Annotated in this window: 3 protein-coding genes; all 3 read right to left on the bottom strand. The window is 49.7% G+C overall.

Annotated elements, in window-relative coordinates:
• Positions 1-35: 35 nt before the first annotated feature.
• The gene (locus tag FHS57_RS11655; protein ID WP_183973747.1) at positions 36-7,298 is read right to left on the bottom strand and encodes a DUF8696 domain-containing protein; all 7,263 of its coding nucleotides are present in this window, start codon (positions 7,296-7,298) and stop codon (positions 36-38) included.
• Between the two features lie 4 nt (positions 7,299-7,302).
• Positions 7,303-7,866 carry a nuclear transport factor 2-like protein gene (locus FHS57_RS11650; RefSeq protein WP_183973740.1) on the bottom strand — a complete coding sequence of 188 codons (564 nt, stop codon included), beginning with the start codon at positions 7,864-7,866 and terminating at the stop codon, positions 7,303-7,305.
• Between the two features lie 142 nt (positions 7,867-8,008).
• Entirely contained in the window at positions 8,009-16,378 is an 8,370-nt protein-coding gene (locus FHS57_RS11645; protein WP_183973738.1) for an FG-GAP-like repeat-containing protein, read from the bottom strand.
• Between the last annotated feature and the right edge of the window lie 159 nt (positions 16,379-16,537).

Here is a 16,537-nt window from a genome sequence, read left to right as displayed (position 1 = left end):
TGTTGTTCACTACCTTTTTTAGCTCTTTTTGACTTCTACTCTACCTTCACCACCTTCAACGTCGCTTGTTTCTCGGCCGTACTGACCTTCAAGAAATACATCCCCGTCGGTAACGCACTCACCCCAAACTCCTCTTGGTGGGTGTTGGTTTCGGGCACAAACTGGCGGCTTAAAACGTCACGCCCTGCGGCATCGGTTAATGTAGTTTGCACCACTTGCCCCTTGCTATCTTGCACGTTCAAGCGGAGCGTATGCGTAACAGGATTGGGGAGAACCGTGGCGAAGGCTCCGTTATCAGTTATCTGTTTTCCGTTATCCGACCCTTGCCCATTTGCTCCTTGCCACTTGCTTTTTGCCTCTTGCTCCTTGCCATTTGCCCCTTCTCTCGCTGCTCCCACACCTACCCCGTCTTTCGACTGGATTCTGAACCAATACTCTTGATAGGCCAACACGTTGCCTTGTGCTTTCCGCGTCGAAGGATAAATGCTGCCCCAACCTTTTTGATCCCAGTAACGAATCCCTAGTTTATACAAACCCTTCGGTAAACCTGCGTCATATACGTTAGCGCCTGCGCCGTTGTCTTGGTAAAAACCGTAGGCGGGGTGGTTTTGCGCGTACAATTCTGTCCAGCCTTCGCGGTTGGCGTACATAAAGTAAGGCGCGTTGTTCTCGTGCGTGTTGAACGAACGAAGCACACCCATTTCGGGCGTCGCCAACATGTCAAACGTCAATGAGCCGTTTGTCCCCAACGCACAGGCATCCACGTTGATGGTCCAGTAACGAGGTGCCATTTTGTTGGTATTTTCTACGTAATACAAAGTTGGGTTTATTTGCGTACTTTGTTCCAATTCGGGGCCGCCATCACGGGTGATGAATTGGCTTGTCCATGCCGAACGGTTGTTTACCTTCACTGCCGATTTAGATTCACCAATGTTGATTAACGTCACCACAAACGCGTTCCAGTAAACATCTTTGCGAACGCTTTCCGCACTTTGACAACCGCCTTCAAAAAGACACTTTGCCCAGTAACTCTGCTTGGTCACGTTGCTGAACGATACCTCAAAACTTGAGGCCGTTACCCCAGTGTTCCAGAACGTTTGACTGCCTGCGGGGCAGTTGGCCGAGATTCTCACCGTCGTGCCCGTACATACTATCTCTTGCGAAACGGTCACCGCAGGCGCGACCCCAAGAGGTATCACTGTATAAGTCACCACGTTGCTCTTTTCACTCAAACAACCCCCTCCCGCTTGGCATCGGGCGTAATATGAACTCGTCTCCGTAGGTGTTTGATTGGGCAAAGACGACAACGCTACGTTTGTCAACGCATTGTACCAAATTGTCGTCAGCGCTCCGCAGTTGGCCGTGCCACTAAACGACACGGGGCTGCCGCAGCCGCTTGTTACGTTCAGGCTCGCCACGGGAGCCACCAACGAACTGCTCACGATTCGCAAACGCATCACCCCAGATTCGGTCTCCACACAGGAAACCGTCCCATCCGACTTGCGGCAACGTACGCGGTAATTGTGGTACTGACCATCCACCAACTGTACTGGAAGCGTGCTGCTGTACTCGGCTCCATCCACCGAATAAAGCAGGATTTCTCCCAATCCACAGGTCGCATTAAAAGTTATCGCATTGCCTTCAATATTACATACTTCTTTCGTCTCACCTACTGCTACACCCACCCCATCAGCAACTAGCGACACATTTTGTGGCGTCGATGCACGGTAATTTATCGTCAACTCAATCGGACTCGTGTACGTCACGGGGCAACTCGCATCACAAGCTGCTTGGTAGCGGTGGGATTGGTTATTAGACAATTGGGAAACTGGAGCATTGGGTGACCATGCGCTCCACCCATTGCTTCCCACTTGTACCCGCCAAACGGGATTGCCCACCACACACAAACCCGAAACCGTAAACTGTAAACCGTTAATAGGATTCGCATCTGTATCACAGAAAGTTTGAGCGTTGCCTTCGTTTAGGGTTTGTTGTAATGTCGTTAACGTGATGGTTGGTTTCATTTGGACTTGTATCCTCGCCGTCATCGAAATGGCTTGCGAACATACCCCACTTTTTACAATAGCTCGGTAATAGGTCGTTTGCGTTAAATTGCTCGCTATCAATTCCGTCGTCGTGTTAGCAATATCCAACGCCCCGCTAAAATCTGAACTCAACGACGATTGCCATTTTTGGATTGTACCCACGTGACCCGATAAAGTCAATGTGGTGCTATTCGCCCCCGAACAAACCGTGGCCAAACCTGCAATGCTACCGCCGACGCTCACAGGGTCAACTGTCACCATTGCCGAAGATGAAAACGCTTCCGAACATACCCCACTTTTTACAATAGCGCGGTAGTAAGTCGGCTGTGTTAAATTGCTCGCTGTCAACTCTGTCGTCGTGTTTGATATATCCACCGCCCCGCTAAAATCTGAACTCAACGATGATTGCCATTTTTGGATTGCACCCACCTGACCCGATAAAGTCAATACTGTGCTGTTCGTCCCCGAACAAACCGTCACCGAACCTGAAATGCTACCGCCGACGCTCACGGGGTCAACTGTCACGGTTACCGAAGTTGAATTCGCTTGCGAACATACCCCGCTTTTTACAATAGCGCGGTAATAGGTCGTTTGCGTTAAGTTGCTCGCTGTCAACTCCGTTGTCGTATTAGCAATATCTACCGCTCCGCTAAAATCTGAACTCAACGACGATTGCCATTTTTGGATTGCACCCACCTGACCCGATAAAGTCAATGTGGTGCTATTTGTCCCCGAACAGACCGTGGCCGAGCCAGCAATGCTGCCGCCTGCGCTCACAGGGTCAACCGTTACCGTCGCCGAAGATGAAATCGCTTCCGAACAAACCCCGTTTTTTACAATAGCGCGGTAATAGGTCGTTTGCGTTAAGTTGCTCGCTGTCAACTCCGTCGTCGTATTAGCAATATCTACCGCTCCGCTAAAATCTGAACTCAACGACGATTGCCATTTTTGGATTGCACCCACCTGACCCGATAAAGTCAATGTGGTGCTATTTGTCCCCGAACACACCGTGGCCGAACCTGCAATGCTGCCGCCTGCGCTCACGGGGTCAACTGTCACACTGCCTTGAATACTGTTTGAAACACACGTAGTCGTTGAATTTTTCACCGTAAGCGTAAAAGAAATCAAACTCCCCGAAGAAGGGCCGTTCAACTGCACCGTGATAGGACTGGTCAAATCACCGTCGCTCACCGTGGTGATGCCCATTCCCGTAATGGTATATTTATTGGGTGAATCCGTGGGATTGTTGTATGGAATCGAAAAAGTCGTGGAACTAGCGCAGATAGCAGGAATGGTTCCTAGTGTCAGGCTTGGCTTGGCTGGGTCTTCAAGAGTTGCCGTCACCGCATTGCTAACGCAAACTCCGTACGTGGCCACAATATCGGTATAGCTTCCTACCCCTAAGCCCGTCAAGGTAATAACTCCGCTGCTATTTGAAGTAAAATTAGCCGCCGAAATCGCCACATTGTTCTTTTTGTACGTAACCGAATAAATGGTATTGGCCAAAAATCCGCTCAACGTAATGCTACCTTCAACACCTCCGCAAGTGGTAGGATTAGAACTGCTCACTGTCGGAGTAATTGCCGCAGGTGGGGTAGATTGGTACTCGTACGCACCCATGTCTATCCTTTCGTTGTTATAAAATCGTGAATTTCCTCCCAAATCCACATTTCCCACCGTAGCCGAGGTAGTGGAAGGATCGCCAGCATTAATAGCGGGTGAACAGGCTTGTAACCTTGCATCCGTAGCCGATACAAACAATGGATTGACGTTGACCAAATCACCATTGACACCGTTGGTAAATCCACTCGTGCCATCGCTGTCAAGGTTGTTGCCCTGTGAGACAATTTTACCCATCGCAGCAATAGCACCATCAGTGTAAACACGGGCATTAGGCGTTGAAGTGGTTGTGCTGCCATTAATGATGGTGTTTTTTAAATTAACGGTGGATTGCACCCCGCCGAAATTACCTGAATAAATATCGTCGCCAGTAGGGTCGCTGCCTGAAGTATGTTTATTGTTTTGGAAGGAACAGTTGATTAAAGTGGCTGTGGCATTATTAATATATGCCACGTTTTCCAACCCACCTGCGCCTCCTGTAGGGTCAGAGCCGGACGAAGTATTGCCGATAACAAGGCAATTTGTCATGCTCAGGTTTGTTCCCTGACTATGCAGTCCCGCTCCAAATTTGGATACGTTATTTGAAATGGTAGAATGAGTAATGTTTGAGGCGGGAATTACTCCGGCAGTCAATGATTGAAAGCTAATTCCGCCGCCCAGAGAGCCTGAAAAATTGCCGTCAATTACAGAATAGGCTATGTTCAAAGTTCCGCCGTTGTCATTAGCCATCCCTCCACCGAAACTAAAAACTCTGTTTTCGCTGATTGTACACCGATTTATGTCTAAATTTGAAGAATTGGCAATTCCTCCGCCACTATTTTGGGCCGTATTTTGTTTGATTGTGCACTTATTAAGCTGTAAATACATGGTACCGCCATTAGCCAATTTGGAGTAAATGCCTCCGCCTGTCGCTAAGGCATTATTGCCCCGAAAGGTACAGTTATTGATCGTAATGTTGCAGGTTTTTCCAGCACCGTCGGCTCGGTTGAGCATTCCTCCGCCGGAAAATCCAAGGCCGTTTGGTGTCCCCGTTTGGGTTGCATTCCCTCCCGTTACCGTAAATCCACTAAGTATAACTCCATTTATCAACTGATTATTTACGTTGCTTATTACGTGATAAGAATTGCCATCGTTACCTGTAATACTGAGTGTACTGCCACTGCCCGTTACTACGTCGGGGGTGCCGTCAATATCTCCGCTCAGGAGGGTTTCGTTCGTTGTGAAATTTCGTAATGAAAGGTCATAGTTGGCCGCTTCGTTTCCTGCAAAGCCTCCGTAGATGGCTACGCCGTTTTTCATCGAGAAAGAGTGACTGCGGTTGCCCGGTGTATAACCCACGCCTTGGTCAGGCTTATAGGTGCCTTTGGCGACCCAAATTTGGGCACCTGAACAGGCCACCGCCAACGCATCTTGCAACGAAGTATAAGCATCCGCCCATGAGCTACCATTGTTGGCACCCGATGCGTTTTCTTTAACATAGAAGGTACAATTGCAAGGGCGGGGACCAATGCTATAATTTCTATCTACAAAAATATCAGGATTGTATTTCAAACGAATCCGTACCGTATATGTACCCGTCATGGTACCCGTCCCAGAAGTCACATTGAATGGGTCGGCTGTAACATCGGCAAAGGTGGGCGTCCCAGTAAAGCTATTGCCAGATACGATGGCGTACTCTACCCCACCTGAGGTATTACCATTCAAATCCCCCGTGAGGTCTATGCTTATGCTACCCTGCGAGGGCGACGTACACGTGAGTTCGGTCGGCGTAACGGTAGCTGATAACGTGGCTGTTCCGAGGTACTCAATAATAACTTGGCCACCAGCGTTATTGGCACCTGCGGTGTTGTTTTGGTTAGAGCCGATGTTGTAGGACCCACCTCCATTAGCACCGGTGCCATAACTCGTACCTGAGCCTCCATCGTACCCACCACCGCCACCAGCTCCATTGTAAAATGAACCACCTGCACCAAATCCGCCACCACCAAAAAATCCACTTACAGAATAAAAGCCACCTGTAGCAGCAAAGCCGCCACCACCACCACTAAAACTACCATCTCGATAGGCACCACCACCACCACTGTAAAAGCCGCCTCCGCCTCCGCCAGTATTTATATTGCCCGACCCTCCGTTTCCTGACCCCGTGGTTATCTGTCCAGGTTTACCCACTGAACCGCCAAAAGTTCCCCCACCACCTGCACCTGCAAGAATTAACAAATTGCCTCCTGATATCTGAACACCTGAGCCGCCACCGCCACATTCTCTTGCCCCGGAAGCACCAGCAACTGCCTGCAATATTTGTCCGGAAAGCAAAATAAATTCACCAATCATGGTAGCACCAGCACCTCCAGGCACTTCCTCGGAGTTTCCTCCAGGTCCTCCTACTGCTCCTTTTGCCGTAATCCTCACTTTAGACAATCCACATGCCCTCCAAACAGACACATTAGCCAATCGATTAGGAACAGACGTCGAAATATTTAATACTTCACCCGTAGTATTGTCATAAGTTGCACAAAAATCATACGTTGATTGATATTCGTAAGCCCCCATATCAGCCTTATTTATTCCAGTTGCATTAAAGGGCCGAACGTTGCCCGTCAAATCTGTGGTTGGGGCATCTGTGTCAATTCCAGCATCTATGGCTGGCGAGTATTGTTGCAAACGAAAATCACCTCCTGCTGCATTCACAAAACGCGGATCAACATTGGTATTATTCATACCAAAGAAGCCACCCTGCACAATTGAGTAGCTCACTAACCCATTAGAAATTCCTCCGCTATTCCCCCAAATAATACTGTTAATAATGGAAGTCTCTGACCTTTCGTTGGCAATAGTCACCGAACCTGTATTACCATAAAAAGTGCAGTTTAGTATCTTAACCAATGCTGTCCCCCCGCCATTAGAAATGCCTGCTCCTGACGCTGTACATGTATTATTAAAAAATAAACAACCCGCTACCGTTGATGACGAATTATCATTAAACATTCCTCCACCTGCTACTGCAAAATTGTTACGAAACACGCAATTTTGAACCTTGGGTGACGCATAAGAATTCCACATTCCCCCACCGAGCGCCAATGGAAAATTGCCATCGGCATAGCCTTTTTCAACAATAACTCCATCCAAAATGGCGGTATTATCCAATGGTGAACCCGATGTAAACGTATTATTGATTACTCGGTAGCTATTGTCGGTATCCACGCCTGAATTGCCAATATCCCCACTCAAAATCGTAGGATTGGCCAGTACGTTTCTATTTGCCATTACAGGCGTACCCGAATTGGGAAAACCTCCATAAATCGCCACCCCATTTTTCATCACAAAGGTCTTGGTACGAGGGTCGGCTGGCGATGTATTACCAGAAGGGTCAGCGGTAGGTTTATACGTCCCCGCCGCTACCCAAATTTGAGCTCCGCTGCAAGCCACCGCCAACGCATCTTGCAACGAGGTATAAGCATCCGCCCATGAGCTACCATTGTTGGCGCCCGTAGCATTGGCCTTGACGTAGAAAATATTGTTGCAAGGTGCTGGGTACGTTTTAGCAAAGGTAGTTTGCGGAAATAGCAAAACAGTCAACCAAAAACATACAAGTCCAAGTCGAAATAGTGAGTAGGGTAGTGTTCGAGTATTCATAAGTTTAAAGAGTAATTGTTTCAAGTGTTGCCAAAGTAGGAATCATCGGATGGTGCTCGTAGTAACTGTACCATCGGTCAATGCGCTTTTGGGCGTTGAAATGCAGGCAGCAGTTCAGGTTCAGCGTGCGCGTGTGGCCATCCACGTAACGGAGCTCCCCCCGAAACATCGAAATCACATATACCCCCGCCACACCCGAAAAGGGTAAGGCTTGGTGGCTATGCACAGGAATGTGATTGAAGTGGCTGAACTGCCACGATTGAAGATGTACTCGCTGAGGTTCATTGCGCCAATAAGCCAACACCGCCGCCTTGCCCACCAACGGGCGGGCGCTCTCGGGTAAAAAATACTGCACGTCGTCGGACAATAAATCGGCGCATCCTTCCCAATCAAAATCCGATTGGTAGGTCAATGCTTTTTCGGCCAGCACCGCGTAGTTCTCGGTCGCTATCGTATAGGGAAGCTCACTTGCTGAAGGACTCTGCTCGGTCGATGAACATGCCAACGACCAGAGCCAAAGTCCGATGCAAAGTAGGGTAATGTGCGCTATGGAAAACACCTTTTTCATGGAGAAGTATTTGAAAAATGATGTCCCAAATGTAGGTCTAAACTACCTTGACCCTGTTAGAAAATACGGTCAAAAACTTAGACAATACGGTCAAAAACTTAGAAAAACACGAAAATCTTATTCAAAATTATAAATTTCACCCTCAAGGCACCTTCACCACCTTCAACGTCGCTTGTTTTTCCGAAGTCGTCACCTTCAAGAAATACATCCCCGCTGGTAACGCATTTACGCCAAATTCTTCTTGGTGCGTGTTCGTCTCGGGCACAAATTGACGGCTTAAAACGTCACGCCCTGCGGCATCCATCAACGCCGCTTGCACCACTTGCCCCTTGCTATCTTGTACGTTCAAGCGAAGCGTATGCGTAACAGGATTGGGGAGAACCGTGGCGAAAGATCCGTTATCAGTTATCGGTTGTCTGTTATCCGACCCATTGCCGTGCGACGGTCCGACCCTTGCTCCTTGCCCTTTGCTTTTTGCCTCTTGCTCCTTGCCATTTGCCCCTTCTCTCGCTGCGCCTACTCCTACCCCGTCTTTCGACTGGATTCTAAACCAATACTCTTGATAAGCTAGCACGTTACCTTGCGGTTTACGAGTCGATGGGTAAATGCTGCCCCAGCCTTTCATGTCCCAATAACGAATGCCCAACTTGTATAAGCCCTTCGGTAAACCTGCATCGTACGAATTTCCTCCTGCGCCGTTGTCTTGGTAAAAACCGTAGGCGGGATGGTTTTGGGCATACAATTCCGTCCAGCCTTCGCGATTGGCGTACATGAAGTAAGGCGCATTATTTTCGTGCGTGTTGAAAGAACGAATTATGCCCATTTCTGGCGTCGCCAACATGTCGAACGTCAACGAGCCGTCGGTGCTTAATCCACACGCTTCTACGTTGATAGTCCAATAGCGTGGAGCTTGTTTATTGGCGTTTTCGACATAATATAAAGTCGGATTTACTTGCGTACTTTGTTCCAATTCGGGGCCGCCATCACGGGTGATGAACTGACTTGTCCATGCCGAACGGTCGTTGGTTTTTATCGCCGATTTAGATTCACCAATGTTGATTAACGTCACCACAAACGCATTCCAGTACACATCTTTGCGAATACTTTCCGCACTTTGACAACCACCTTCAAAAAGACACTTTGCCCAGTAACTCTGCTTCGTCACGTTGCTGAATGCTACCTCAAAACTTGAGGCCGTTACGCCTGTATTCCAAAACGTTTGACTGCCTGCGGGACAGTTGGCTGAAATTCTCACCGTTGTGCCCGTACAAACGATGTCTTGCGAAACGGTAACCGCAGGGGCGACCCCAACGGGTATCACCGTGTAAGTCACCACGTTGCTCTTTTCACTCAAACACCCCCCTCCCGCTTGGCATCGGGCATAATATGAAGTCGTTTCCGTAGGCGTTTGATTCGGCAAAGACGACAACGCTACGTTTGTCAACGCATTGTACCAAATTGTCGTCAGCGCTCCGCAATTGGCCGTGCCACTAAACGGCACTGGGCTACCGCAACCACTCGTTACGTTCAGGCTCGCCACGGGTGCCACCAACAAACTGCTCACGATTCGCAAACGCATCACCCCTGATTCGGTCTCCACGCACGACACCGTCCCGTCCGACTTGCGGCAGCGCACGCGGTAATTATGGTACTGGCCATCCATCAACTGCGTCGGTACAGCACTGCTATATTCGCCGCCATCGACTGAATAAAGTAGCATCTCTCCCGCTCCACAAGTCGCGTTGAACGTTAGCGCATTGCCTTCGATATTACACACCTCTTTCGTCTCTCCCGCATTGACACTCACCCCGTCGGCAACCAATGATACATTTTGTGGTACCGTTGATCGATAATTAATCGTCAACTCAATCGGACTGGTATAAGTGCTTGAACAACTCGCATCACAAGCCGCTTGGTAGCGGTGGGATTGGTTATTAGACAATTGGGAAACTGGGGCATTGGTCATCCACTCGCTCCACGCTCCACTGCCCACTTGTACCCGCCAAACGGGCGAACCTGTAACACAAGAACCCGAAACCGTAAACTGTAAACCGTTAATAGGATTCGCATCCGTGTCGCAGAAAGTTTGAGCGTTGCCTTCGTTGAGGGTTTGTTGTAAGGTCGTTAACGTAATCGTGGGTTTGCTTATCACTGTTACCGTAAACGAACACTCCGCTGTCTGACCATTCGCCGCCGTCACTTTGAACCTATTGGTCGTTATTCCAACGGGGAAGACACTGCCCGTGGGTAAGCCCGCGATTTGCGTCGTCACTGCTCCCAAACAATTATCCATTCCCACGGGGGGAGCAAACGTAATCGTCTGACCTGCACATCCAACCACGTTCACTGGACACGAAATCGTTGGCGCAATATTATCAAGAACTGTATAGACGAAGCTCCAAGTCGCCGTGTTCCCTTCACAATCCGTATAGGTGTAGGTATAGGTTCGTGTTCCTTCGCATAACAGCGGATTCGGACTGTTGGTTATCTCGGGCGCACTCGGAGTTAGCACCTCCCCGCAAGCACTCATCACCGTCGGTGGCGTTGGAGCTACCGCTAACGCTGGGTCATACACCGTTGCCGAACCATTCGCTGTCGAAATCGTAAACGGCTCCCGTTCAATGGTATAAACAAAGCTCCACGTCGCCGTAGCGCTACCACACACGTAGCTATACGTGTAAGTACGCGTCCCTTCGCACGTCAGCGAAGTTGGATCGTTGGTAATTACAGGGGCAGATGGCGTAATCGGGTTGCCGTTGCAGTCATTGACCACAGGAAGCGTTGGGGCAATGGCCAAAGCAGGGCAAGACACCACGGCCGAGCCATTGACAGGAACCACCAACGCAGGCACCGTCCCTGGAATCGTCGTCACCGATGACTCTGGACTCATTTGATTCGCATCTGCATTGCACACACAACGCGTTTTGATGGTTTGGGCGGGGCCCGTCTGTGCATAGGTCGGTAGCGTCGTACTCCAACCGCCGACATTGAGCTGGTATTGTAAGGTCGAACCGACGGGGCAACTGCCACTTGGGGCGGAAATACTGCCACCACCTATCGTACAACCTGCCTGACAAACACTGTTGGTCACTTGTACCGCTGGGGCTGATGCTGTCAACACGGGACAAGCTGGACACGTGCCTGGGACAGTCGTTACCGTGCTCGTCGGGCTTGATTTAGTCGCGTCGGCAGTACAGTTACAACGCGTTACTATCGTTTGCGCAGGGCCTGTTTGGGCGTAAATCGGCAAAGTCGTGCTCCAATTTCCACCGTTGTCAGTCGAATATTGTAAGGTTGAACCTACGGGGCAACTGCCACTTGGCGCGCTGATAACGCCCCCTGAAGCCATTCCATTAAACGTTGTACAAACACTGTTCGTCACTTGTACCGCTGGGGCTGCTGCTGTCAAATCGGGGCAGTTGCCCATACCCGTCACCGCAAAATCATATACTGCTTCGTTACAATCATCGTTGTTGACCGTAATCGTGGCATTCTGTACCCCTAATGCCGTCGGAGAAAAAGTGACCGTAAAAGTCGCAGAACCACCCGCAGCGATACTCGCGGGAAGCGTTAAGCCGCTCACCACAAACCGCCCATTATTGGAGACAATACTACTAATGCTCAGCAGCGTAGTGCCTGTGTTTTGAATCGTATAGGTTTTTGCAGTGTTGCTACTCACGTTTACATTTCCAAAATCAGTTCCTTTGGCCACCGTGGGCGTATTGTCACCGTCAGGAATATCGCTAAGGGGTGAACCGCCTTGGAGATTGATATCTGCCTCTCCCCCTAAACGAATCGAAACTGTATTGCTAACAGAATTTGCCACAGCCATATCTTGCTTGCCATCGCTGTTGAAGTCACCAATCGACACACTGATTGGTTCTACCCCAACAGTAACATTCGTTGCGCCGCTAAAACCGCCTAAGCCATCACCTAATCGAATCGAAATCGTAGTACTACCATTGTTTACCGCGGCAATGTCTTGCTTTCCATCTCCGTTGAAGTCGCCAATCGCTACACTGAATGGACCCATTCCGACCACCACCTCGCTAGTACCGCTAAAATCACCCAAACCATTCCCTAATCGAACGGAAACTGTCGTACCACCAGCATTTGTCGCGGCAATATCTGGCTTTCCATCCCCGTTGAAATCTCCAACCGCCACACTGGCTGGATTCGCTCCAACCACTACCTCGGTACTGCCACTGAAACCACCCAGGCCATCCCCTAATCGAATCGAGACAGTATTATTATTATAATTTGCCGTGGCAATATCCTGTCTGCCATCCCCGTTGAAATCCTCAATCGCTACCCTGTTGGGATTCATTCCAACCACGACCTCAGTACTGCCGCTGAAATCACCCAAACCATTGCCTAATCGAATCGAAACCGTACTCCCAACAAAGTTCGCCACGGCCATATCCTGCTTGCCATCCCCGTTGAAGTCGCCAATCGCTACACCATTTGGTTCCATCCCCACCGCTACCTCGGTACTTCCGCTGAAACCGCCTAAACCATCGCCTAATCGAATCGAAACCTCATTGCTAAAAGCATTAGCCACGGCAAAATCTTGCTTGCCATCCCCGTTGAAGTCACCAATCGCTATACTAGCTGGCCGTAACCCAACCGCTACCTCAGTAGTACCGCTGAAACCGCCCAGGCCATCCCCTAATTGAATCGAAACCGTACCGCTAACAAAGTTTGCGACAGCAATATCCTGCTTGCCATCGCCGTTGAAGTCCCCAACCACGACACTGCCTGGAGTCTGCCCAACTGCGACATCGGTAACGCCTCCGAAAGCCCCTTGGCTGCACGTGGGATTGGTCACCGTAAGTGTGAAAGTAGCAGTAGTGGAGGCTGTGCCGTTAAAGGCTTTCACCGTAATCGCATACGTCCCCGCCTGCATCGCTTTCGTCACCGTTACTACCCCTGTCGTTGGGTTAACTGCCAACACTCCCGTAAAATTAGTAGTACTGCTATAAGCAACGGCCGACGTAACATTCGTCGGAACAGCCGATGGCGTGATGCTGGCATTTTGGCCCGCTATGATGGAGGTGTTTGAATACGTACCCAGCGTAGGAACAACGCCCGTACCCCTCACCGCAAAATCATACACCGCCTCGTTACAATCATCGTTGTTGACCGTAATCGTGGCATTCTGTACCCCTAATGCCGTCGGAGAAAAAGTAACCGTAAAAGTCGCAGAACCACCCGCAGCGATAGTGGCGGGAAGCGTTAAGCTGCTCACCACAAACCGCCCATTATTGGAGAAAATACTACTAATTCTCAGCGGCGTAGTGCCCGTGTTTTGAATCGTATAAGTTTTTGCAGTGGTGCTATTCACGTTTACATTCCCAAAATCAGTCCCTTTGGCCACTGTGGGCGTAATGTCACCATCGGTAATATCACTAAGGGGAGAACCTCCTTGGAGATTGATGTCTGCCTCGCCCCCTAATCGAATGGAAACCTCATTGCTAAAAGCATTAACCACCGCAAGATCTTGCTTGCCATCCCCGTTGAAGTCTCCAATCTCGACACTGGTTGGTCTTTGTCCAACTACTATGTCGGTACTGCTACTGAACCCACCCAGTCCATCCCCTAATCGAATCGAAACCTTACCACCAAAATTTGAGATGGCAAGATCCTGCTTACCATCACCATTGAAGTCGCCAATCACTACACTGGTTAGACTTGTATCAACCGTCAAGTTGGTACTGCCGCTGAACCCACCCAAACCATCGCCTAAGCGAATCGAAACCGAGCGGCCACTATGATTTGCCACGGCAAGATCCTGCTTACCATCCCCGTTAAAATCGCCTATCGCTACACTAAGTGGGTCAACCCCAGCTACTAAGTCGGCACTAACGCTAAAACCGCCCCCACCATCACCTAATAGAATCGAAACCGTATTCCCAACAAAGTTCGCCACGGCAATATCCTGCTTGCCATCACTGTTGAAGTCGCCAATCGCTACGCCTCTTGGAGTTTCCCCCACTACTATGTTGGTGCTACCGTTGAATCCGCCCAAACCATCGCCTAAGCGAATTGAAACACTTTTGCTACTATTGTTTGACACAGCAAGGTCCTGCTTACCATCACCGTTGAAGTCCCCAATCGCTATACTCCATGGGGCGCTCTCAACCCCCACCTCGGTATTCCCGCTAAAACCACCCACACCGTTACCTAATCGAATTGAAACTGTAGTGCCTCCAAAATTTGCCACAGCAATATCCTGATTGCCATCACCGTTGAAATCCCCAACAACTATGCTTCTTGAATCCAACCCAACCGCAACTGCCGTACTGCTGTTGAAGCCACCCCCTCCATCACCTAATAGAATTGAAACATTATTACTAGAGGTGTTTGTAGCAGCAATATCCTGCTTGCCATCCCCGTTGAAGTCCCCAATCGCGACACAGTATGGAAGACTCCCAATTCCTATGTTGGTGGTACCCCTGAACATCCCTTGACTACACGTGGGATTGGTCACCGTAAGTGTGAAAGTAGCAGTAGTAGAGGCTGTGCCGTTAAAGGCTTTCACCGTAATCGCATACGTCCCCGCCTGCATCGCTTTCGTCACCGTTACTACGCCCGTCGTTGGATTGACCGTCAAGACGCCCGTAAAGTTAGTAGTGCTATATGCAACAGCCGACGTAACATTCGTCGGTGCTGCCGATGGCGCGATGCTGGCATTTTGGCCCGCTATGATAGAGGTGTTTGAATACGTACCCAGCGTAGGAACAACGCCCGTACCCCTCACCGCAAAATCATACACCGCCTCGTTACAATCATCGTTGTTGACCGTAATCGTGGCATTCTGTACCCCTAATGCCGTCGGAGAAAAAGTGACCGTAAAAGTCGCAGCCCCCCCCGCGGCGATACTAGCAGGAAGCGTTAAGCCACTCACCACAAACCGCCCATTATTGGAGACAATACTACTAATGCTCAGCGGCGTAGTGCCTGTGTTTTGAATCGTGTAAGTTTTTGCAGTGTTGCTATTCACGTTTACATTCTCAAAATCAGTCCCTTTGGCCACCGTGGGCGTATTGTCACCGTCAGGAATATCGCTAAGGGGAGAACCGCCTTGAAGATTGATTTCTGCCTCGCCCCCCAGACGAATCGAAACAAAACTAGTGCTAATATCTGCCACGGCAAAATCTTGCTTACCATCGCTGTTAAAATCCCCAACCGACACACCGATTGGTCGATTATTAACTATTATATTGGTGTTACCACTGAAACCGCCAACGCCATCCCCCAGACGAATCGAAACAGTACCACTATTCGAATTTGCCGCGGCAATATCCTGCTTACCATCACCATTGAAGTCCCCTACGGCTACACTGAATGGCTGTCCCCCAACCGTTAGGTCGGTACTGCCGCTGAAACCGCCCAAACCATCCCCCAGACGAATCGAAACAGTACCACTAAACGCATTTGCCGCGGCAATATCCTGATTGCCATCCCCATTGAAGTCCCCAACGGCTACACTGTATGGAGCATCCCCAACCTCTACGTTGGTACTGCCGCTGAAGCCGCCCTGACCATCGCCAAGGCGAATCGAAACAGTAGTGCTACCATAATTTGCCGCGGCAATATCCTGATTGCCATCCCCATTGAAGTCCCCTACGGCTACACTGTATGGCCGTACCCCAACCGTTACGATGGTACTGCCGCTGAAGCTGCCCTTACCATCGCCCAAACGGATCGAAACACTAATACCAGACGCATTTACCGCGGCAATATCCTGATTGCCATCCCCATTGAAGTCCCCTACGGCTACACTGAATGGACCATTCCCAACCGCTACGTCGGTACTGCCGCTGAAACCGCCCAAACCATCCCCCAGACGAATCGAAACAGTACCACTAGTCGAATTTGCCACGGCAAGATCTTGCTTGCCATCCCCGTTGAAGTCCCCAATCGCTAAACTTTGTGGAACCGGCCCAACCGCTACGTCGGTACTGACACTGAAACCGCCCCCACCATCGCCCAGGCGAATCGAAACCGTACCGCTACTTTGGTAATTTGCCACGGCAATATCCTGCTTGCCATCCCCATTGAAATCCCCAACGGCTACACTTCTTGAACTCGACCCAACCGCTACGTCGGTACTGACACTAAAATTACCTTGGCTGCAAGCGGGGTTGGTCACCGTGAGTGTAAACGTAGTAGTCGTGGAGGCCGAACCGTTAAAGGCTTTCACCGTAATCGCATACGTCCCCGCCTGCATCGCTTTCGTCACCGTTACTGCGCCCGTCGTTGGATTGACCGTCAAGACGCCCGTAAAATTAGTAGTGCTATATGCAACAGCCGACGTAACATTCGTCGGAGCAGTCGATGGCGCGATGCTGGCATTTTGACCCGCTATCACCGTTGTGGCTGGATACGTGCCCAGGGTTTGAGATTTGGCAATGAAGCAACTGCTAAATAATAGACATAATGCAAACGCATTTCTAATCAAAAACAAACATATTTTTTGATCACGTAAAAGAAGTAGGGAGTTTTTCATTCTGATTCGGTTGCCATTGAAAAATGATGGCCCAAAAATAGAAGCAAAGTCCCTTGACCATGTTAGACAATACGGTCAAAAACTTAGACAATACGGTCAAAAACTTAGAAAAACGCTAAAAAATCACCCTTTTGAAGTAAAACAGCTCTTTAATTTTAG

The organism is Runella defluvii, assembly GCF_014195535.1.
In the GTDB taxonomy this organism is placed as follows: domain Bacteria; phylum Bacteroidota; class Bacteroidia; order Cytophagales; family Spirosomataceae; genus Runella; species Runella defluvii.
Note: the sequence above shows the minus strand (reverse complement) of the source record. Positions and strands in the feature narration are given on the sequence as shown.